The organism is Nostoc sp. ATCC 53789 (assembly GCF_009873495.1).
Lineage (GTDB): Bacteria > Cyanobacteriota > Cyanobacteriia > Cyanobacteriales > Nostocaceae > Nostoc > Nostoc muscorum_A.
The window spans coordinates 939,279-961,170 of sequence record NZ_CP046703.1; the positions used below are offsets into that span (position 1 = coordinate 939,279).

Sequence of the window (21,892 nt, forward strand, 5' to 3'; positions counted from 1 at the left end):
TGGTACGCCTTCCCGCAGGGTAGGGGCGCAGAGGGAAACGAAAAGGTACGCAGAGATTTTGTTACGTATTTGTGCAGCGTTATACTAAATACAGCAATACTTCGCGTACCTCTGCGCTTCCCTTTGCGTCCCTCTGCGTTTCAAAACTCTCATCTTTTACGTACTATAACTCATCACCTTACTAGAAGTAATCCAAAGACTACCAACAGCATATTTAGTAACTACCAACTCTCGTGTAGCATTACATGAACTCTTCAGTTGTTGAGTCTTAGTTTCATCTTTCACAAGTTTAGCCTGATAAGTGTAGAGAGAACCACAAGGTTGTTCAAAACTAAGTTCAGCTAAGATAGTACTATTGTCTAAACTTTGCTCTAAAATTTTGCCTGCAACTTTGTAATTAAACCAATCCCACCCTTTATAAAGAATTAACTCTCTTTCCAAAACCTGAAGTGCAGCAGGTAGAATTCCCCAGCCTCGATAGACTTGATGTAAGCATTGAATATCACCAGTACGAGTCAAAATCGATCTAAATGAATCTTGATCGAGACGACCATAATATCTTCCTTCTGGCAAATCTATAACTGTTGGTGCAAACCGATGTCCACCAAAGTGCGATGATTTCCAAATTCGCACATTATCTAAGCACAAATCAGCATTACTCGCTCTCACATGGAAGTAAAAAGGAGCGCCATATCTCGCACAACACTTATCATGGCTACCGTGGGTACAAACTAAAATATCTCTAGTTCTACTAGCTTCTACTTCAAAATTAGAACTGATACCCCGTAACCATTTTTGGACAACTCCTGCCACTTGCTCAATATTTCCTAGCTTAAACTCTTGCTTATGGTATCCATTACTTAGTCCGTCTTCTTTTTGATAAATTAAAAGCGTAGTGTGATTTACTTTGTGTGAGACATCATTAGCAATTAAAAGAAATCTAATCGGTAGTTTAGCACGCTGCACTTCTTCTACCAAAATCCTCAAATTCTGGGGTACCCATTTGGAGTTAAAGGCTTCTGATGTCCAAGGTAAAGGACACTCAACTAAAATATAAGTTTGATAATTAGTGGCACTACCAATAACATCTTCTCCTACTTGCCGTGAATCATCAGAACAAAAAAAAGTATTCATCTCGCTGTACTCATTAGCGTATTTTATGGACAAAAGGTATTAACAAATACATTTGTGTTCTTCACTACAATATCCTTGGCTAAAGGAAATAAAAAAGAACAATATTCATTTCCCTATTAAAACTAGGTAGCCACTTTATAACATCATTATTGATCGAGGTCTTTCCGGTTAATAAATTCTCCACAATAAAGATAAATAGTGTCAAGATAGATTTTTCCGTATGAGCGACGTTAATTTTGTATCTAGTTTTATTGTTCTTTGGTATTTTATAAATTTTCACTTGCTGAAACTCGGTTTTCATTAACTTCCTTTCTTGGGTAAAATCAAATAAATTCAATCTTATAGATAAACGCAAACTTACTTGGAGAGTCACCAAGGATTAACTTGCTGGCAATATCAATGTAGCCGATACTACAACCAAAAACATTGCTGGCAATAAGATACTTGTTTAAAGTTTTGCTGAAGTTATTTATATAGTTAGTTAGCAATCCTGTTTTTACATATAAAAATCTAGTTTGTTGTCTTTCTTTTGAAGAAGATATTCCTAAAGAGCGATGCGGAATCAGCCAATACGAGTTTATGTATCTTTCTCCCCTATCTGCTTTTAATATATCTATAAATTTACACATATTGCAAATAATTCTCAATTAAATTGGAAAAATAAAAACAACCAAAATAGGGGTAAATGCTTTAGTGCCCCATATTTCATGCGCTATAAATCAATGTTGAAAACTAGTGACCAATTATTAACAGCATCACTGACATCAACATTAACAAACTTGTTATTTACCTTCTTACCTAATCTAACTTCCTGAAACTTATGTCAGAGTTTGATGATAGGCATCTGATTTGACTGTAACTGAACTCAATAATAAATGCAAGTATTTGAGAATCTTTATAGTTTTAATTAAGGTAAAAGGGCATTTTATAGTAGAAATACCTCACTTTAACAAGTATTGATTTTTTCAATACAATAGATAGAGTTTTGCAATTGTGACAAATTCTTGCCAGTAGGGTAATCCAAATATCTGTGGCTATGGCGATCGCATATTTCTACTTCCATGCAGAATTGAATCATTTTTTACCACGGCATCACAAGCAGGTGAAAATATCTCATGTTTTTGAGGAGAAAGCTTCAATTAAGGACATGATTGAGTCGTTAGGTGTCCCTCATCCCGAAGTTGATTTTATAAATGTTAATGGTAAATATGTAAATTTTTCTTACATAGTTTCGGATGGAGATGCTATCAATGTTTATCCAATTTCAGCTAGGAGTGCCATTATACCAAGCATTTCTGTTTTGCCAAAACCGCTCAGTATTATCCGCTTTGTTTTAGATATTCATTTGGGGAAGCTGGCGACATCATTACGACTTTTAGGTTTTGATACTTTATACCGCAATGACTACGATGATGATAAATTAGCCCAAATATCTTCTAGGCAAGAGCGGATTCTCTTGACTCGTGATAAGGGTTTATTAATGCGTAGTTTGGTAACGCATGGGTATTACGTTAGAAATACTAACCCTCAAGAACAAATTATAGAAGTACTACAACGCTTCGACTTATTTAAATTAATTGCACCATTTAAACGGTGTTTGCGTTGCAATGGATTATTAGAATGTGTAGATAAGCAATCCATTATTGAACAAGTGCCAGAAAAAGTGCGATGCCAGATCGATCAATTCCAGCGTTGTCAAGACTGCGATCGCATTTATTGGAAAGGTTCCCATTATGAACGATTACAACAGTTTATTGATGAAGTGTTGAACTCAAGAAAAGGTGAGTGAATGACATTAATTTTAGCTCTCGATTTTGGCGGAACTAAGCTTGCGGCTGCATTGGTAAATATTGGTTCGAGAAAGTGGTTGCGTTATGAACGTCGTCTCTCGCCAGTAGGTGCAAATGCTAGCACTGACTTGGAAATTATGCGATCGCTCATTTACTCTCTGCTAGAAGACGCAAAACCTGCTGCGATCGGTGTCAGCTTTGGCGGCCCGGTTGATGCTTCCATGGGGACGGTGCGACTATCTCATCATGTCGCTGGCTGGGAAAATATTCCTCTCAAAGAGTTGTTGGAGAATGAGTTTGGTGTTTCTGTTGGTGTAGATAATGATGCCAACGTTGCTGCTTTGGGTGAACATCGCTTTGGTGCTGGTCAGGGATACGATAGCTTGTTTTATATAACTGTCAGCACTGGTGTAGGTGGTGGTTGGATACTCAATGGCCAGCCTTGGCGGGGTGCTGGTGGGATGGCTGGCGAAATTGGACATATTGTTGTCGATCCGGCTGGACCGGTATGTTTGTGTGGGAAGCGGGGATGTGTGGAACGTTTGGCTTCGGGGCCTTATATGGCGCAAAATGTTAGGGAAATTTTGGAGAACGAACCGCAGAGGCGCGGAGGACTCAGAGATGGAGAGGTATTAAGGGGTTTGGTGGGGGGTGATTTAACGTTGCTGACGGGACAGTTGGTAAGTGAAGCGGCGGCGGCTGGGGATGATTTGGCTAAGGAAGTTTTGCGTAAGGCTGCTTGGGCGCTAGGCGTGGGTATTGGCAATGTAGCGAATTTGATGAATCCGCAGCGCTTTGTGTTAGGAGGCGGTGTGACGAAGGCGGGGGAGGATTTTTGGCGGGTGGTGCGTCAGGTGGCGCAGGAGACGGCTTTACCGGAGGTTGATTTTGAAATTATACCGGCGGTGCTGGGTGATGATGCGCCTTTGTGGGGGGCTGTGGCGATCGCTTCTATGACAATCCCGAATTTGTAAATGAGTCAGGCGTGGAGCGTAATGCAAACAGAATTAGTTATTTTTGACTGTGATGGAGTGTTAGTAGACAGCGAAGGATTGGGTAATCGCGTTCTTGTGAAATTTGTTGCTGAGTTTGGGCTGGCAATGAAACTTGAAGAAGCTATTTTGTTATTTAAGGGTTGCAAAATGGCTGATTGTGTTGCTGTCATTGAGCAAAGACTTGGGAAAAAGATGCCGCAAGATTTTGTAACTCAGCTTCGTACCCGTACTGCTGAAGCATTCGAGCGTGAATTACGTCCTGTAGAAGGAATAGAGGCAGCTTTAGACAAGATTAATCTACCTATTTGCGTTGCTTCCAGTGGCCCACCCGAAAAAATTAAGTTAGCTTTGCGTGTCACTAATCTGTTGTCTCGATTTGAAGGGTGCATCTTTAGTTCGTATGAAATTGGAAGTTGGAAGCCAGCACCTGATTTATTCTTATATGCAGCTAAAAATATGGGATTTCAAGCTCCATCTTGCACTGTGGTCGAAGATAGCGTTTTGGGTGTACGTGCAGGTGTTGCTGCTGGTATGAGAGTTTTAGGTTACACCGAGCAAAGTGAGGCTCATCTACTTGAGGCATCTGGAGCGCATATCTTTTACTCTATGCACCAACTGCCTTCCTTGCTATCACACTATTAGACTATCGGCGCTCCATCCTAAATCAAAACCAAATTATCCCGGTGAATAACTGTTTCCACACCGGCATAGCCTAAAATTGTAGGAATTTCTCGTGAATGACAGCCACGAATCTTTTGCAGATCATTGCTGTTGTAATTCACAAGTCCTCTGGCAATTTCGTTACCGTTGCTGTCACACAATTGCACAGCATCCTGTATGTCAAACTCTCCTTCTAATGCCTTAATTCCAGCAGCTAATAACGATTTTCCTGCTAGAGAAATTGCCGCGATCGCACCTTCATCTAAATACAATTTACCCGCAGGTAAAAGTCCGTAAGCTATCCAACGTTTACGCGCCGAAGTTGGTTCAGGTTGCGGTTCAAAATGCGTCCCAATCAGTTCACCTTGGATAATTTTTTCTATATTCTGGGGAAATCGCCCTTGAGTAATTACAGTCCGCACTCCCGCCGCGATCGCAATCCTCGCTGCCGAAATTTTTGTCACCATCCCACCAGTACCCCACTGAGAACCTTGGGAACCTATTTGTAATTCAGCTAATTCTTTAATGCTACTAACTAGAGCGATCGGCTGCGCATCTGGCACGGAACGGGGATCGGCTGAGTACAACCGATCAACATCGGTGAGCAAAAATAGCCAATCTGCTTCTACTAAGCTAGCAACCAATGCCGAAAGAGTATCATTATCACCAAATTTTAGTTCGTCTATCGCTACGGTATCATTTTCATTGACTATGGGGATCACTCCCAGTCCCAGTAATTCCTGAAAGGTGTTGTAGGCGTTGAGATAGCGGCTGCGCTGTACTAAGTCACTGCGAGTCAATAATACTTGAGCGATCGCCTGTTGCAGGGTAGTAAACAAATCATCATATATCCGAATTAACCTACCTTGTCCAACTGCTGCTACAGCCTGTTTGAGTGCGATCGCTTTAGGACGTTCAGTTAACCCCAACCTTGCACAACCCACACCCACAGCGCCAGAAGAAACCAAAATTACCCTGTGTCCCTGGGTTCTCAAATGGCAAAGTGTTTCCGCCAAGGTAGCAATAGTGGAAAGTGCTAATTGTCCCGTTTCTGGTTGAGTAAGGCTAGAAGTACCGATTTTGACAACAATTGTTTTAGTCATTAGTCATTGGTCATTAGTCATTAGTCATTGGTCATTGGTCATTAGTCATTGGTCATTGGTCATTACTAACTGGCGAATGACAACGGACGAATGACAACGGACAAATGACTAAAGAAATTGTAAAGCGCCAATCCCTCTATAGTGAAGGCTGACGCTTTACGGGTGTATATTTACTTAGTATGAGTTAGGGTCTTTTTTGGCTGACCCCATGTTATTAATACTTATGATCCCCGATTTTTGACTTCCAGTAAGATTCCTTAACCATTTCTTTAGATTTACTTTCCTGACGATTTTTTAAGTTTTGTGAATCTTGCTTTTCTTGGGGGTAATGGAGGCTCCTAAGATTTCAGATACCCAAACTTCAAAGTTGCGGACGGGATGAGAGCGGAGGGCTGCGTCTGCATGGACAATCGGTTCAACTAGAATGGTAAACATCCCCAGGCGATTACCTGCTATGACATCGGTAAATAAGCGATCGCCTACCATCCCGACTTGATGCACTGGTAGATCCATTGTTCTGACTGCTGCCCTAATTTTGCGTCGAGAGGGCTTGGCTGCACCCAAATAGTAAGGTAAATTGAGCGATCGCGCAATTCCCCCAATTCGTGCTTCACTCAGGTTGTTACTTACCAAACACAATGCAGTACAGGTGCGAATTTGCTCCACCCATTCTCGTAGTTCTGGCGAAGCCATCCCTACTGTAAAAGGTACTAAGGTTTCGTCTACATCCAACACCAGCCCTTTAAGTCCGTATTTTTGGATAATATCTGGTGTTAGATTCAACACTGAACCTTCTAAAATCAAGTCAGGTTGCAAAAGATTATTCCAGGCCATAGTCAACAGTCAAATTTAAATAGCTCAGACAAATGAGCATAACCCAATATAGTTTAGTTAGTCGAACTGCATTCTGGAATGTCTCCCTGAACATTTTGAGATAAAATCCCTAATATCTTATCTATCTCTTTGATGTAATAATTACTCAAATCAATAAATATATCGTTTTCTTCTAACTTCAAAAACTTCCAAATATCCCAATACTTTTCGGTTAAGGGGGAAAGGGGAAAGGGAAAGGGTTTGAATTTCCCTTTCCCCATTACCCTTTAACCTTTCCCCAGACCAAAAGAGAGATTATTGGGTTTAACCGAAAAGTATTGCCAAATATCCCCTGTAGTTACTGCGCCGTAAATTTTTCTGATTTCATTTCCTTCTTGTTAATTAAACAATTGTGCTGCCAACATTGCGGCCGCACATTGACCTAATCCACCTTTAATATTTTCATTTTTGGCTTCAATAATAACCACTACAGGCACATTAATTGTTAGTTGCTCTTTAGAACGACTGATGATAAAGTCACAATAGCCATTCAGACCGTTTTCTGCGTCTACATTAAAATCTGTTTCCGAAAATAAACTAATTGGATAATTAGCCCTGCGTCTTACCTCCAACAAGATCGGAGTGATAATCATTTCTGAACGAGCTTTTTCAGTATTAATTGCTAAAGCCAGTTCTGTAGTTTCTTCTAAAGAATTTTTGAGTTTCTCACTTGCCTGTAAAGGTTCTATGTCGGCACATAAATCAGTTTCTTCATCGATGCGGATGCTGAATGACTTTTTAAATTTACTTAATGTAAAGTCGCTATAAGCCATTTTCAGCACCTCATGGTAATTTTTGATTTTGGATTAAAAATCCTTGCTAAAATGCTTTTTTCAGAATCTTAAACAACACAAATTACCCCACTTTTGTGTCAATGTTTCATTGCTTCCAGATTTAATGGGATATGGCAAAAGGTTTAAGTAAATTTCGATTAAAATAAAAATTCAAAATGAAAATGTAACATTTTGAATTTTTATTTTTATTCTACTTCATTAAAAAGATGTTCCTCTAACAGGGGTTGCACTTTGCGAAACTCCTCTGGAGAGAGTAATTCCGGTTCACCTGTTTTTGTTATCCGTGCAAAAAACAACAGGGGATCGAGAGGTGTATAAATTGCATACTCCTGATCTTCATCATAGAAGCTAGCAAGTAACTGTAATTGCTCTGGATCTAAATCTGCCTCTTCATCTTCAATTTCTAAGGTGAAGAGTTCTGATTCTTCAACTGGCGGTAAATCACCTGCAACTGTCAAAGCATAAGCTGTGTTCTTCAATATCAGATTCTGCTCAGATAATACAGCTTGGGCAGTGGCAAAAATTTGCTCAATGATGTTGTCGTCTTCTACCAGAACCGCTTCTTCTTCCTCATCGTCGCCTTCCCAAGAAAAAATCTCTACAGGTGAGTCTACAGGAAGAAGTAAAACGTATTCTTGTCCATCGACCTCAAGGGAATGCTCTACATAACATTCGAGCGATCGCCCTTTTTCATCGGTTAAAGTGATGGAACCCGCATGAGCGTTATCATTTTCTTCAGGAAATGGAGGAGAAAACATAGCCGAAATGTAAAAATTTAATAAATACCAGCAAGTTGAAAAATCGCTTAACTATTTAATGATATTTTTGTCAACAAAATAGCTTTACACGTAGATACAACTGCTAGCTAATCGTTTTTCAGAATATCATGTTAAAAGGTATCAATATTCAATAGCCGCAACTGAAGTACGGGAACTAGCACGCTTAACATCCAGCCATTGTTGCAAGATCAAAGCGGCTGCCTTGCGGTCAATCAAAGCTTTATGGCGTGATGGAGAGCGCTTCTCAGCAATCAGCAGTTGCTCTGCTTGAAATGAAGTTAATCGCTCATCCACATATTCCACAGGCAGTTTCAAGGCTTTAGTAAGTCTTGTAGTAAATTTTTGAACTTGACGCGCTTGAAATCCTATTGAGCCATCCATTGAATAAGGTAAGCCCATAACTAAGATTTGCACCTCGCGTTCATTAACTATTTGCCGGATTTGCTCGACATCCTGCTCAAAAGATGTGCGCTCAATTGTGGTAATCCCAGTGGCAATTAAACCCGTGCGATCGCACCCAGCCACACCAATCCGCTTGCGACCAAAATCTAGTCCCAAAGCTGAAATAAAGGGTTTTGGCTGCTCCTGGGATATCACTAATTCTCCTGCTCTGCATCTGCTGATTCAGAAATCGGCGATGCTTCTATGCTTGGGTTTTTTACCGAAAAGTTAATTGGTTCTGACTTAATTGGCAGTGGTTTATCTGGCGATGGCAGCTTTCCTGGTTGTATCCATGACATTCCACCTGGTATCGGTTTACGTGCTGGTTGTAAACCTTGCAGCATATCAGTCCACTGAATTCCTTCTAAGGAGACGAATTTAGACTCTCGTAGCTTATGCCACACCGAGCGAGACATAACTAATGTATGTTTTATGCGTTTTGCCCCAATTCGCTCCAAATACTCTTCTCGCTCTGCCTGATAATCAGAGGAGGCTAGTTGTAACCCTTGCTGAGGAAAATCTTGGGCAATCCGAGCCAGTTGAGATAACAATTCTGGATACAGCCAGGTGTAAGCAGGATGAACCGTCAAAGTTGCCACGTGGGGAACTTCGCCCTTCCGGTCAAGTTGCACCTGAAAATACCCGATCGCAGCTTTGCGTTGGGGTTCAAATACATAACCACTGACTACTTCTGTTTTCGTCAGCCATTGCTTCACTGCATCAGTCAGAGCGCCGAATAAACTGGTTTTGAAGTCGCGGGTATTGCGGTCAAAAACTTGACGTACCAAAGGTGGCATAGATGCCGTATCTAGTTGATATAGCAACTGGGCATCAGCATTACTCACTGGCAAAAGGTTGGGTAAATCTGGCTCTGCTTGTGCCAATTCAGCCAGTAATTCTGGCCCAATTTCCCAATACGTCATTTCTGCCAGACGCTGGAATCCATTTTGGCGATATAGTGCCAGCGCCTCTATGTCATTGATGTTAACTTCCAGTAGCCAAGTGCGAGCTTCCAAAATCGATTCAAAGCAATGACGCAAAAGTTGCGAACCAATTCCTTGTTTATCGACACCACGCTCTAACAGCACTTGATCGATGCGCCAAGTGCTGCGTGTCCGGTTAAAGGGTGACACTTGAATCATTCCTAGAAGCATCCGCCCTTGCTCTGCCACATAAGCACAGAGGCGATACTGGAGTGGGTTAGGAAACCAACTCAAAAACTTGAGTAATCCATACCAGCGACGCAGCATGAGCATCTGGCTGATGGCAAAACCTGCTCCCTGGGGAGTAAGGGCTGCGAATGACTCTTGAGTTATGCGCTCAATTCCGTCCAGATCCCGGTATTGGACTGGTCGGATAACAACGCTAAGGTTTCTGGGAAGTAATGAAGTCATTTTTATTCGAGCCGCTATTTAGCCTTAACTAACTGCTCTTCAAAGGAACTGCTGCAATAATATTAACTGCTTTCTGCCCTTTACTAGTGCGTCAAAAGTGTGATTTGAGTAATTTAATACTTAAAAAAGCAGAAAAGCAGACCTTGTGAGAACACCATTGGCGTTAACGTAACAACATCTGCCTTTATTTTATTTGAATTTTGATGAAAATTTGTATATATTTACAGCCCTTGTCGAGAAACTAGCTTTTCAAAGTGGGCTTGGGTTTGATGGAGTAATTGCTGGCGACTATCTACCAGTGTTTGTTTCAGGGATGGAACAAGATTGCGAGCTTGCAGAGTCATGTGAAGTTGCAGGTTGGCAACATATTCACTGAAATCTTGATTCACTTCATCTGCGCCCGCATCTGTTAATAAATTTGATTCCATTGCCACTGTGTTCTCCTGTGTTAATCCTGTGCTATTTCTCTTCATGAGAAAAAATTATCATGTTGTTTGGACTAACTTCTTAATTTGCAATGAAGTTTAACGCTTCTTAGGGATAGCGATCGCAGCAGGGCTTTTATTTACCCATTAAAATCTCAAACCAACACCACCTTGTACAGAGATAGCTGTACCACCGCTATCACGGTAGGCATCAAAAGCAATGATGGCGTTGCCAAAAAGCACAGTATTGCTATTTGGGATCATATAATCAATTCCTGGTTGTAAAGCAAAACTGATTTTGTCGCCCACAGGAGAAGATCCACCACCACCAGCCAACACTAACCCAGCACCCAGGTATGCATCAGCTTGCCAGTTAAGAGGAAAATCGTAAGAAACGGTTGGCACAACTGCTGTATTATTACCAATTAACACTTGGGCACGCAGTGAAAGCGGTGCTTCCAAAAGCTTGTAGCGCCCAGCGATTACTCCCCCGAATTGGATACCATCAGTAAAACCAACAGTGGGGCCTATACCTACATAACTGCCATAAGCTACTTGAGCTTGTGCTGGTTTAGTAGTCGCCAGACTCAAGACCAAGCTAGCCCCCAAAATTGAAACCAAATATGGAACATACTTCATAACCGACTCCTCACACCATTTTGTTATTGGGCATTGGGCAATGGGCATTGGGCATTATTATTCTTCCCTTGTCTCCTTTGTTTCTCTCATCCTCCCCTGCCCCTCTGCCCCCTTCCATTCTACGGGCAACGAGGATGAATGCCTCCTTGAGTACAAATGTATGCTAGTTGCTTGGAATCTAAATTTTTGGCTTTAGAAAAATCAACCCCTTGGACTACGGCAGATACTGAGCCTAAATCCGGGGTTTTGACAAATTGATCTGCTGGATCTTCTTTGCTAGGGGCGAGAATTGCCCCCTTAAAATCTACTCCTGCCACATTTGCCCCCCGTAAATCTGCAAGACTTAGGTCAGCATTTTGTAAGTTAACGTTTTCCATCTGAGCAGAACGCAAAACAGCACCAGCTAAACGAGTGGCGCTCAGGTTCGCATTGCTGAGATTAGCACGATCCAAATAGGCTCCTGATAAATCTGCTCCTTGCCAATCAGTGTTCGTTAAGTTGGCAAAGGATAATTGCGTTCCTATAGCAGTGACACGACCTAAACGGGCAGCGTAAAGATTGGCTTCGTTCAATTTAGCATCACCTAAATCAGCCCCAGTTAAGCTGGCTCTTTCCAAAACTGCGTTTCGCAGATCGGCTCCTACTAGTTGGGTGCTGTTGAGTTTAGCGTCATATAGACGCGCGTTAGATAAGTTGGCTCTGTTGAGAGTGGCGCGGCTCAAATCGATCCGGTTCATCAAGACGCGACTGAGGTTAGCATCAGTAAGATTGGCTTGCTGCAACTGAGCTTGGCTTAAATCAGCTATTACATCGTCGTAGGTATCCCAGCGTCCATCTTCACCTGCACCCCGAAAGCGGCTGCCCTTAAAGCTGGCTTGGTTAAGATTTGCAGATTTAAACTTAACTCCTGATAAATCAAGGTTGTCTAGTACCAAGTTGAAGAATGAACTTCCTGGAGTACCGCTTTGACCTAATTGGGTGCTACTAAGGTCAACGCCTTCCATTTTTCCGCTATACACAGAGAGAATTTTGTTGATCGTTCTCTGGTTTCTTTGTAGCCGCCCTTGTCGCAATTCTCGCTCTTTTGTTGCAGCACTGCCCACAGACTCCAGTTCGCTAACCAAAAACTGATTCTTATTTTTTAATTCGGGGATAGCTTGGGGTCCGACAGTTGTCAAAGATTGTTGAATGGTATCCAAGAGGCTGGGGTTGGTTTCGCTAACCAATAAATCCGCTAGAAATTTTATGGATTGTGGATCGTTAAGACCACCCATAGCCAGAATTGCACTTTGGCGTTGCTCATTAGTCGCCCCAGAGTTGGGAGTTAATTGTTTGACAAGTTCGAGGAACTGTTGGCTATTAATTTGCTTAGTTGCTCGCTGGGATTGTTGAATTTGGATATAAACTTGAGTACCGATTAAAGTTGCCAACACAGCAGTCATACTCGTAAGCCCTACCCCAAACAAAGTCAGGTTAGGATTTTGCTGTATCCGCCGCCACAGGTTGGGTGAATGGTTGGTTTCGGCTGCCGTTAATTCTTCTTCTTGCCCTTCTGCTTCATTATTACCGCCAGCGGATTGAGCTTGTCTGTTGTTAGCTAAGAGCGAAGATGGTAAGGGGCGAGTCGCATCTATTGTATAAGTGCCTGCAAGTTGATCGTGTAGTGCGCGACGACCCCGACGCGACGGTAAGCCTATCCCTTCACCCACAATCATTAATAAAGACAAAAATGTGAATAATCCCAAATTCGGGAAAGCAAAGCTGTAGCGCCAAAGCAGATAGGCGATGGAAATAGGTACAGTCCAACGTCCAACTCCTTCTCTAATGACAACTGCCCCCAATCCGGGAGGCTTCCCTTGCTCGTTAACAACCCGCACTTTGAACCAACGTTTCGGAATTGTCCTACCAGTCTTAGCTAGTAAGTACAATTGCCACCATGAGAGAGTTACAGGCGCTAACAGGGCGATTGTCCACAAAATATTAGTCGGCCATGCCACATTACGGATACCATAGCTCACAGGCAGAGCTAGGGGTCTAGCGATCGCTCTTTCCGTAACTACCAGCACGGGGTTAAGAGGTACTCGGTTAAGATCGCTTCTAGAATTGGCATAAACACCAATGCCGAAGGGAATCAACCCACTGGCAACCACTAGTGTAATTTCAGCCGCCCAAGCAGCAAAACGCCTACTTGCTAGCAACATTGAACTGGCTCTTTCCGGTTCTTTTGACTGACCAGATTGATTACTACTTCTCCTCACAATTGGTGATGTCATCAGATAATTCCCTTTGATATTATTTTTACGCCGCGATCGGCACAATTAAAATAGACTCAGCTAATCGGCAAAAAGAAAAGCATATTGAAATAGAATTGAGGAGTCATGAGAGTCATGAGCCTTTTGTATTATGACTCCTGACTCTCATAACTCCGGGCAGATTGCCAAGTAATTGCATATCAACTTATTGCTTACGTTGAAAGCTACTAGACACAAAAAATTTGTATCCAACATACACTAACGCTGCTAAAAGTGCCAGAGTTATTACAGATGCAACTAATTTAAACACTGCTTGGAGCATCGCCAAGCCTACTAGCAGCGTCACACCCGAAACTACCAGCTTTTTTGTCCCAGATAAGCCGTTGAACCAAATCTTAAATCGCTCCAGTTGCAAGCCCAAGTTGGTAAAAACAGACTGAGGCATCTGTTTTTGTCCTTGTGGTTGAGTAACCGCTCCAGGTGCGGAATTAATCTCTGCCTCTAACTTATCGAGGCGACGCTGTAAGTCTTCTTCTGGTTGAGGATTCATAAATTTATCTACCTCAGTTAGCACACTTATTGGACAACAGACCAACTAAATTCTATTTTTGGTCGTTGTCTTAGTGATTTTAGCTAATGTCTGTGTGTGCAATACCTTTCTGACAGGTAAAAATTATGTTTTTTTGTTATTGTCTGGTAATTTATTTAATTTTCCCAGTAATTTTACATTCTTCAAATGTAAAAAATAAGACTTTTTGGGCGAATGCCTATTCTACTGGTGGTTAAATATTTTAGTAGAGAAGCGATCGCCAGCCATCATGGTATATGAGTTAATTTGTAGGATAAATGTAGAGTCTTTACTTGGCGACATCTCTACACCCCATCTTCACAAACAATTTTTAATTTAATGGTATTAGGTTATACGGCAGCTTTTGGAACCAAGATAAATTGATATCGTCAATTAAATTAGACTGTATAACAATAATTGCTCTAAAAAATCGAGAGCATTAATTAAAATGAAAACGCTTCGGCTACTTGCAATTCTTCCCATATCTTTGGTGATGAGCTTGGTTTTTACTGAGGCTAATTTGGCACAGACACCAAATGTCCAAATAAATCGCAATTTCCAGCCAGATCCACTGGTTTTGAACGGAAAGTCTGGGGGAACTGTCAAAAGTAATTGTGGCAATATTACTACTGAACCTAGTCAAGTTATTCAGGTTACAGAGTCACTACCTTATTTACGATTAACAGTAGAAAGTCAAGGGAAGCCAACACTGTTGATCGACGGGCCAGGGGGACGTTTTTGTGTAATGGCAGATAGTTCCTCTGGAGGCAAGGCAGAGCTTCCTGGTTACTGGCAAGCAGGAAGATACACGGTGCATGTGGGCGAACTATCCCAGCAGCAGTTTAACTACACCCTCTCAATCTCACAACAAAACAAATAGTCATTAGTCATTTGTCTTTTACTAATAACCAATACTTCTCTACGAGAGGCTGCGCCAACGGCTTCTCCTAACGGAGACGCTGCGCGTTAGCGGAGCTTTCGCTTTAGCGATAGGCTCAGTACAAGTGACTAATGACCAATGACTAATCTTCAAGTGATTTGGCTGGAACTTCTACAGCAGTGACATCAATTGTGCCTTCTGGTGTGAAGCGCTGAAAATGACTATCTTGTACTAAAAGCGACTCCCCACAATTAGGACACTGTAATTGACTGTTATTTAAACCCGTAAATTCATATCTACAGACGGGACACTGATCGGCAACCAAGTTGCGTTGCAGCCACCAACGAAAGCCAAAAAAAGCCACAATGGGTGCTAAAAATAGCAACCCGACAATAATTAGCAACGAATTAACCAACCAACCCAAGCCCAGTGATGCTAGCAACCAAAAAACTGCCAGCAGGGTGAGCCAAGGCCGGAGATTTAAAAGATTCAATTGAAATGACTTAAAGCTCATTTTTTAAACGTCGTCCTGCTCTCCTTCTAGGATAGCGATTTTAGTCATTGGTCATTTGTCATTTGTCATTTGTCAGAGGATAGAAGCATTTTTTGCAAGTGCTGTTGGAAGGCATCTATGCCAAACAGAGCGATCGCCTGTTCTCGCAACCACTGTCCATCACATCGTTGGTCATCCCCTTGAAGCATTTCTATACAAGCTGCTGCTACAGCATCAGGATTGCGGTGTGGTACTCGCCATCCCAGTTTACCATCCTGCAAGGGGTCAGCCGAGCCATCGTCATCACCGGATAAGACCGGTACTCCACAAGCCATTGCTTCTAAATAAACAATGCCAAAGCCTTCTTGCGAAGGCATGATATAGGCATCAGCAAGGCGGTAATGTTCCATTAATTCTTCTGTAGCAACAAAACCCGCAAAGACGACGCGATCGCTCACACCCAAATCTTTTGCAAGTTGCGCTAATCGTGGTTGGTCATCACCGCGACCAATTACTAAATATTTCACTTGTGGGAAAACCTCAGCAATTTGTGGTAATGCCCGAATTGTGACATCTACACCCTTGTAAATATCCCCTGACCATAAGCGTGCTACTGTCATTAACACCTTAGAACCAGTTAAGCCATATTTCTGAACGAATTCTGGCTGCTTGGAACCAGGAGTAAATTTATCCCCATCAATTGCACAAGGCATCATCTCTACCATTTTGGGGTTTAGACCATTGGCAAGACAAGCGCGATCGCGGCTGTAACGGCTAATTGTCCAAATTTTATCTGCTGATGTCAGGGCGCGACGTTCTTGATTTTTTAGAGGTTCCCAGACTTCTTTGCCGTAAGTTAGCACGGTGTAAGGAATTCCCAAGGGCTGGCAAAGAGTTTGGATTAATACTGCTAAGTTAATATGACCGCAGAAAACTTGCTGCGGACGGTTTTGCAAAAGACACTTGAGTAAAGCTGCTGCCATTTGCAATCTCCCCAAATGAGGAGACTGATTTTTAAAGTAATGAAATTTTAGGTTCTCAGCTTCAAACAGATTTAACCGATCAGGGCTATCTCGCAGCAAAAAAACTTCCGCCTTGTAAGCTTGGCTCAATCCCAAATAGGCACGGAAAATATCTTTTATATATGATTGAATACCACCTTCGTGGGCAAAAATTTCTAAAAATACGAAGACATGGTTAGTTTTTTGGTTAACTTTATCACCTACCTTTAGGTTTTGTGTCACTTTAGTGATATTCATATTAGGTTATTTACACTTGGGTTAAGGGCGCGATGCCTGCGGCAAGGACTTCATCCAACGCACCGCTTTGTAACCGCTCTAAATCTGTTTTTACCATTTTTTCTAAAAGTTCTTCAAAGCTCACTTGGGTTTCCCAGCCAAGATTTCTTTTAGCTTTGCTGGGGTCAGCTACTAGTTGAAAATGCTCATCTTGTCTCAATAAACTGGTATTTAAAACTATATAGCGCGTCCAATCCAATCCGACAGACTCAAAAGCTGTGGCAACTAAATCTTTAACACTGTGCAGTTTACCAGTGCCAATCACATATTCTTCTGGTTCATCGACTTGCAACATGAGCCACATAGCTTCTACGTAATCTCCCGCAAACCCCCAATCGCGTTTGGCATCTAAATTACCCATTTCTAAGGTGTCAGTTAAACCCAATTTAATCGATGCGGCTGCTAAAGAAACTTTTCGGGTTACAAACTGAGGTGCGCGTAGAGGAGACTCATGGTTATATAAAATTCCACTACAGGCAAATAGTCCATAGCGCTGTCTATGATGCACCATCGTCCAGTGGGCGTGCATTTTGGCCGCAGCATAGGGATTTTTGGGACGAAAAGGCGTTTCTTCATCTTGAGGCGAACTAAATACATCGCCAAACATTTCCGAACTGCTAGCTTGATAAAATCTGGTAGACAAACCAACCTGTCGTACTGCTTCCAAAAGTCTGGTAGCTGTACCAGTGATCAAATCTAGGGTTCCTAATGGGTCGTTCCAAGAGTCGGGTACAAAACTGGGAGCCGCCAAATTGTAAATTTCTTGGGGACGTAGTTGCTCAACTGCGGTCAACAGCGCCCCACTATCTCTCAAGTCAACCGTAAAAATTTCTACCTGATTCGCCAGTGTTCCCAGCTTTGTCAAATTAGGTTGTCGATGGGGAGGTACTAATCCTACAACTCTATAGCCACGGTTGAGGAGCAAATGGCTGAGATAATAGCCATCTTGACCAGTTATTCCTGTAATTAGGGCTGTTTTAGTCATAATCTGTCCCCTATTATCTCTATCTCTTTAAGAACTAAATAGCAGTTCTTGGAGAACAAACATTCCGGCTCTCAACACTGCTGACAAATCTTAACAAGGGAGCTAATATAACTCGAATGCTATCTTTACTGTATTCACTAATTCTTTTTATACAAAAATATTTTTGAGATTTTACAAAAAAATCATAATAACTAAGCAATTTTACGTAAAAAATACATTGCTCCAATTCAAATCATCTTGAAAAAGGAGTATACTTTTATCAATCAAGTAACTACATTTTGTGGCAAAGAGTTTTTCCGCTCATACTTCTGTTTTGAAGTAAGTGGCTTAACTTCGCCTTTCTTATTGTGCTTCTACAGAGTATTTGACGATGAGAAGGCAATTTCTACCATCTGCACCACGTTCGTATACAACACGGTCTGCCAACCGCCGGAGCAGGAACCATCCATACCCGCCTACTTGTAGAGTACCTGGCGCTGGCTCTGCGATCGCATCAGGATTAAAAGGTTTTCCATAATCCCAAATTCTAATCTCTAGTCGATCGATCCACAGATCAACGTTAATTTCAATGGTTGTTTCTGGGGGTAAAGCATGATGAGCGTGACGAACAGCGTTGGTAAAACCTTCTGCTAATGCTAAATTGAGGCGATCGAGTTGGGTTTTTGACCAGCCAAGTTGAGACAGATGTTGCAGACAAAATTGCTCGAACCATTCTTGCACCTGGTTTAGGAGGCTGAGTTCGCTCTTAACCTTCAGATGGTCTTGCTGCACTATAGTAAACATTAACTGTGACTTAAATATAAATAAACCCAAGTTGCTAGTTATTAAATTTTGCATGATTTGCCAAATTTGTCTGATGTAGAAAAATCTAAATTGAGATATTTTATCTACCAAAATACAAAATATGAACGATTTTGGCATCTCGAGGGTTGTAACTAGCAACTTACGTTAATTAAGTGAAAAATGTTTATATTTGATGAATTTTGGTGATTTTAGATTTTGGGATAGCTTTTCAATCCAAAACTCCAGATCCCGAATGCAATCTGAACTATTAAAATTGACGCCTGTAGATTTCTTTCAAAAACATATCTGTAATATGCTCTTGAAACTCACAGGCGTCAAAGCACTTTGTAGTGACTAATTTAGAATAGTCCCAAGGTCAAAGATTTATCCAATGGCAAGGCAGCACCAATACCCAGCCACACGGTGACAAGAGTACCAACGAGGAAGACTGTGGTTGCAACTGGACGACGGAAGGGGTTTTGGAACTTGTTGACGTTCTCAATAAAAGGAACGAGAATTAGCCCAACTGGTACAGAACCCATTGCTAACACTCCTAAAAGTTTGTTAGGAAGCGATCGCAAAATTTGGAAGACTGGATACAAGTACCACTCTGGTAAAATTTCCAATGGTGTGGCGAAAGGATTTGCTGGTTCACCGGTCATTGCGGGATCTAGCACAGCTAGAGCCACAATTGCAGCGAAGGAACCCATGATCACGATTGGAAAGACATAAAGTAAGTCATTAGGCCAAGCGGGTTCACCATAGTAATTGTGACCCATGCCTTTGGCGAGTTTGGCTCTTAACTGAGGATCGCTCAGGTCAGGTTTTTTTTGTGTTGCCATTTTGAAATGTGCTCTCCTGCTTAAGTTAAATTAAAGCATTTGTGAAGGCTATCAGCTACTAGGCAAACCTAGCAGGCAAAAAGCAGCGTTTTGTTTGTCTACGGTTATGCGCCTGGAAGGAATTTACAGCTTTAGGCTTCAGATGAAGTGTTTATCTTTGGAACTTATGTGCAATTAAATTTATTGTGTTTCATAAGTTTAAAACAAACAACTTCATCTGAAAACTGACAAATCTTGCCTTTGGCTAATAATTGAGATTACAAAGGCCCGGAAATGCCTTGCTTGCGGATCATCAAGAAGTGAAACAGCATGAAGACTGCAATCAACCAAGGCAGCACAAAAGTGTGTGCGCTGTAGTAACGAGTTAGTGTTGCTTGACCAACACTTGAACCGCCGCGCAGCAGGTCGGAGATCAGAACGCCAACTACAGGAATTGCTTCTGGTACGCCACTAACGATTTTTACAGCCCAGTAGCCAACTTGATCCCAAGGTAGGGAATAGCCGGTGACTCCAAAGGAAACTGTAATTACAGCTAGGATCACACCACTGACCCAAGTTAGTTCGCGGGGCTTTTTAAAACCACCTGTGAGATAAACCCGGAAGACGTGCAAAATCATCATTAACACCATCATGCTGGCAGACCAGCGATGGATGGAGCGAATTAGCCAACCGAAGTTTACTTCATTCATGATGTACTCCACTGAGGAGAACGCTTCAGTGACTGTTGGCCTGTAGTAGAACGTCATGGCAAATCCAGTGGCAAACTGGATGAGAAAGCAAACCAGGGTAATACCACCCAAGCAGTAGAAGATGTTGACGTGGGGAGGGACGTACTTACTAGTAACGTCTTCAGCGAGTGCCTGAATCTCCAGGCGTTCCTCAAACCAGTCGTAAACGTTGGCCATACAATCTCAAGTTCCTAAAAGTCGGTTGCGGTTGATAAATCCCGAAGCTCTAAATCGGCGACAAAAATTCTGATGGTTCCAAGCCTCGGCATCCTGCGGGTTCGCCCAAGGGGTTGCCGCAGGCTAGGGTAACAACAGAATTGTCTATGGACTTCTCATAAGCCGCCTCTTATGACTTCTCTCCCAATTAGCAATTTTGGGATTTTAGTAAAGACGAGTTTATTTCGTTTGCTTGTCAGCTTTCAGCGTGCTAAGAGTCTTCAGAAACTTTACACTCTGTAAAGAAGGAATATATTGCGATCTCTTTACGCCCCTGCACAGAAAATGGTGGACACAAAGTAGATTTTATCCTTTCGTGAGTGGATACAACGCATCAGTTGACTGAACAACTTGATGAGAGAAATGCACCACTTCTATAAAAAAAGTAACATAATCGAGAGATAGATTTCATCAACAACAGGACAACTGAGCATTTCTAGGCAATTTGGGTTGAGGTGGAATTGATAATGGGGTTCATGAACAAACAAGTCTTTCGGGTTGGATTTTCGTTGTTAATGGCGTTTTGGTTGGCGTTTGGTACGCTTACCCAGCCTGCGGTGGCTTTAACGGGAGAACAAAAGCTGGTTTCCGAAGTATGGCGAATTGTTAATCGCACTTATCTAGATGAGACTTTTAATCATCAGAACTGGGCGGCTGTGCGGCAAAAGGTTCTAGAGAAGCCGCTTACAGACGCAAATGCCAGTTATGCGGCCATTGGGAAGATGCTCAAGAGCCTTGATGACCCTTTTACCCGCTTTTTAGACCCGGAACAGTACCGCAGCTTAAAGGTCAATACCTCTGGGGAACTGACTGGGGTAGGATTGCAAATTGTCCTGAATCCTGAGACTGGGAAGTTGGAAGTAGTGGCTCCTATAGCAGGTTCACCAGCAGATAAAGCGGGGATTAGACCACGCGATCGCATTCTTAAAATTGAAGGCGTGCCCACAAAAAATCTTACCCTAGATGAAGCTGCAACTAAAATGCGCGGGCCAAGTGGCAGCCTTGTTACTCTCCTCATTGAGCGAGATGGAGAGCCAGAAACGGAAATTAGACTAACGCGCGATCGCATTGCTCTTAATCCTGTGGTTTCAGAATTGCGTGTTTCCACGGAAGGTACATCTATTGGCTACCTACGTCTCACTCAATTCAATGCCAACGCCTCAACGGAATTGGCACACGCTATTTCTAGTCTAGAAAAAAAAGGCGCTGCTGCCTACATTCTAGATTTACGAAATAATCCTGGGGGATTATTGCAATCAGGAATTGAAATTGCCCGTCAGTGGTTAGATTCTGGTACTATTGTTTACACTGTGAATAGACAAGGCATTCAGGGTAGTTTTGAAGCCTTTGGCCCAGCCTTGACGACCGATCCTCTGGTGATTTTGGTGAATCAAGGAACTGCCAGTGCTAGCGAAATTCTCGCTGGCGCACTCCAAGATAACGGTCGTGCCCAGTTGGTAGGCGAAACCACCTTTGGTAAGGGTCTAATTCAATCTTTATTTGAATTATCAGATGGTTCGGGGTTGGCAGTCACAATTGCTAAGTATGAAACTCCTCAACACCGGGATATTAACAAACTAGGTATTAAGCCAGATAAAGTAATTTCCCAAGATCCAATTAACCGCGAACAGATTGGTACTGAAGCGGATCTGCAATATCAAGCAGCAGTGGAAATTTTGAAGAAAGACTTGGTTGTGGCAGGAAAGGTGTAAAAGGTGAAGAGTTAAAAGAGGTTTCTTGATTAAGCTTACGGCTTACGCAAACAATAACCAAAACCAGGATTTACAGGTAAGGGCAATACCCTGCGTGAGTACCCCTAC

22 protein-coding genes and 1 pseudogene are annotated in these 21,892 nt (G+C 42.2%); 5 read left to right on the top strand and 18 right to left on the bottom strand.

All coding sequences use genetic code 11. From position 1 onward, the window contains the following. Nucleotides 1–156: 156 nt before the first annotated feature. On the bottom strand, nt 157–1,134 hold the full coding sequence (locus GJB62_RS03750) for a sucrase ferredoxin (RefSeq protein WP_114083609.1): 978 nt from the start codon (nt 1,132–1,134) through the stop codon (nt 157–159). Between the two features lie 323 nt (nt 1,135–1,457). Beyond that, nucleotides 1,458–1,763 carry a hypothetical protein gene (locus GJB62_RS03755; RefSeq protein WP_114083607.1) on the bottom strand — a complete coding sequence of 102 codons (306 nt, stop codon included), beginning with the start codon at nt 1,761–1,763 and terminating at the stop codon, nt 1,458–1,460. A 407-nt stretch (nt 1,764–2,170) separates the two neighbouring features. On the opposite strand from GJB62_RS03755, the gene GJB62_RS03760 reads away from it, so the two are divergent. Genes GJB62_RS03760 through GJB62_RS03770 form a run of 3 tightly spaced genes read left to right on the top strand, consistent with a single transcriptional unit; the run spans nt 2,171 to nt 4,561 of the window. Further along, nucleotides 2,171–2,923, top strand: a complete 753-nt coding sequence (locus tag GJB62_RS03760; RefSeq protein WP_114083606.1) for a Mut7-C RNAse domain-containing protein — start codon at nt 2,171–2,173, stop codon at nt 2,921–2,923. Beyond that, entirely contained in the window at nt 2,924–3,898 is a 975-nt protein-coding gene (locus GJB62_RS03765; protein ID WP_114083605.1) for an ROK family protein, read from the top strand. Nucleotides 3,899–3,919: 21 nt separating this feature from the next. Beyond that, complete coding sequence (locus GJB62_RS03770) at nt 3,920–4,561, top strand: HAD family hydrolase (protein WP_114083724.1); 642 nt, start codon at nt 3,920–3,922, stop codon at nt 4,559–4,561. 17 nt (nt 4,562–4,578) lie between these two features. Here GJB62_RS03770 and proB read toward each other — a convergent pair whose 3' ends face one another. The 10 genes and pseudogenes from proB to GJB62_RS03825 form a co-directional block, all read right to left on the bottom strand. Further along, nucleotides 4,579–5,682: a glutamate 5-kinase gene (proB, locus tag GJB62_RS03775; protein ID WP_114083604.1), complete on the bottom strand. Its 1,104-nt coding sequence runs from the start codon at nt 5,680–5,682 to the stop codon at nt 4,579–4,581. 294 nt (nt 5,683–5,976) lie between these two features. After that, the gene (locus tag GJB62_RS03780; protein ID WP_094327481.1) at nt 5,977–6,516 is read right to left on the bottom strand and encodes a YqeG family HAD IIIA-type phosphatase; all 540 of its coding nucleotides are present in this window, start codon (nt 6,514–6,516) and stop codon (nt 5,977–5,979) included. Between the two features lie 53 nt (nt 6,517–6,569). Next, nucleotides 6,570–7,328, bottom strand: a pseudogene (locus tag GJB62_RS03790) (hypothetical protein). A gap of 206 nt (nt 7,329–7,534) precedes the next feature. After that, entirely contained in the window at nt 7,535–8,107 is a 573-nt protein-coding gene (locus GJB62_RS03795) for a DUF3727 domain-containing protein (protein ID WP_012407134.1), read from the bottom strand. 141 nt (nt 8,108–8,248) lie between these two features. Next, nucleotides 8,249–8,725, bottom strand: a complete 477-nt coding sequence (gene ruvX, locus GJB62_RS03800; RefSeq protein ID WP_114083602.1) for a Holliday junction resolvase RuvX — start codon at nt 8,723–8,725, stop codon at nt 8,249–8,251. Next, nucleotides 8,725–9,963, bottom strand: a complete 1,239-nt coding sequence (locus GJB62_RS03805) for a GNAT family N-acetyltransferase (RefSeq protein WP_181852887.1) — start codon at nt 9,961–9,963, stop codon at nt 8,725–8,727. Before GJB62_RS03805 ends, ruvX begins: the two co-directional genes overlap by 1 nt. A 221-nt stretch (nt 9,964–10,184) precedes the next feature. After that, nucleotides 10,185–10,391 carry a hypothetical protein gene (locus GJB62_RS03810; protein ID WP_012407131.1) on the bottom strand — a complete coding sequence of 69 codons (207 nt, stop codon included), beginning with the start codon at nt 10,389–10,391 and terminating at the stop codon, nt 10,185–10,187. A 144-nt stretch (nt 10,392–10,535) separates the two neighbouring features. Continuing rightward, nucleotides 10,536–11,027 carry a hypothetical protein gene (locus tag GJB62_RS03815; RefSeq protein WP_114083600.1) on the bottom strand — a complete coding sequence of 164 codons (492 nt, stop codon included), beginning with the start codon at nt 11,025–11,027 and terminating at the stop codon, nt 10,536–10,538. Between the two features lie 119 nt (nt 11,028–11,146). Then, nucleotides 11,147–13,300: a pentapeptide repeat-containing protein gene (locus GJB62_RS03820; protein WP_114083599.1), complete on the bottom strand. Its 2,154-nt coding sequence runs from the start codon at nt 13,298–13,300 to the stop codon at nt 11,147–11,149. A 184-nt stretch (nt 13,301–13,484) separates the two neighbouring features. Beyond that, nucleotides 13,485–13,829, bottom strand: coding sequence for a hypothetical protein (locus GJB62_RS03825; RefSeq protein WP_114083598.1), 345 nt, complete (start codon nt 13,827–13,829; stop codon nt 13,485–13,487). A 466-nt stretch (nt 13,830–14,295) separates the two neighbouring features. Between GJB62_RS03825 and GJB62_RS03830 the strand changes: the two genes are divergently transcribed. Next, nucleotides 14,296–14,727, top strand: a complete 432-nt coding sequence (locus tag GJB62_RS03830) for a hypothetical protein (RefSeq protein ID WP_114083597.1) — start codon at nt 14,296–14,298, stop codon at nt 14,725–14,727. 142 nt (nt 14,728–14,869) lie between these two features. Here GJB62_RS03830 and GJB62_RS03835 read toward each other — a convergent pair whose 3' ends face one another. From GJB62_RS03835 to petB, 6 genes are all read right to left on the bottom strand, one after another. Then, nucleotides 14,870–15,241, bottom strand: a complete 372-nt coding sequence (locus GJB62_RS03835) for a hypothetical protein (protein WP_114083596.1) — start codon at nt 15,239–15,241, stop codon at nt 14,870–14,872. A 65-nt stretch (nt 15,242–15,306) separates the two neighbouring features. Then, nucleotides 15,307–16,479, bottom strand: a complete 1,173-nt coding sequence (locus GJB62_RS03840; protein ID WP_114083595.1) for a glycosyltransferase family 4 protein — start codon at nt 16,477–16,479, stop codon at nt 15,307–15,309. Nucleotides 16,480–16,489: 10 nt separating this feature from the next. Next, complete coding sequence (locus tag GJB62_RS03845) at nt 16,490–17,503, bottom strand: GDP-mannose 4,6-dehydratase (RefSeq protein ID WP_114083594.1); 1,014 nt, start codon at nt 17,501–17,503, stop codon at nt 16,490–16,492. A 342-nt stretch (nt 17,504–17,845) separates the two neighbouring features. Beyond that, nucleotides 17,846–18,286, bottom strand: coding sequence for an anti-sigma regulatory factor (locus GJB62_RS03850; RefSeq protein ID WP_041565844.1), 441 nt, complete (start codon nt 18,284–18,286; stop codon nt 17,846–17,848). 359 nt (nt 18,287–18,645) lie between these two features. Continuing rightward, complete coding sequence (gene petD / locus GJB62_RS03855) at nt 18,646–19,128, bottom strand: cytochrome b6-f complex subunit IV (RefSeq protein ID WP_012407122.1); 483 nt, start codon at nt 19,126–19,128, stop codon at nt 18,646–18,648. 257 nt (nt 19,129–19,385) lie between these two features. Continuing rightward, nucleotides 19,386–20,033 carry a cytochrome b6 gene (petB, locus tag GJB62_RS03860; RefSeq protein ID WP_012407121.1) on the bottom strand — a complete coding sequence of 216 codons (648 nt, stop codon included), beginning with the start codon at nt 20,031–20,033 and terminating at the stop codon, nt 19,386–19,388. A gap of 506 nt (nt 20,034–20,539) precedes the next feature. Between petB and ctpA the strand changes: the two genes are divergently transcribed. Beyond that, complete coding sequence (gene ctpA, locus GJB62_RS03865) at nt 20,540–21,784, top strand: carboxyl-terminal processing protease CtpA (RefSeq protein ID WP_114083593.1); 1,245 nt, start codon at nt 20,540–20,542, stop codon at nt 21,782–21,784. The last annotated feature ends 108 nt before the right edge of the window (nt 21,785–21,892 follow it).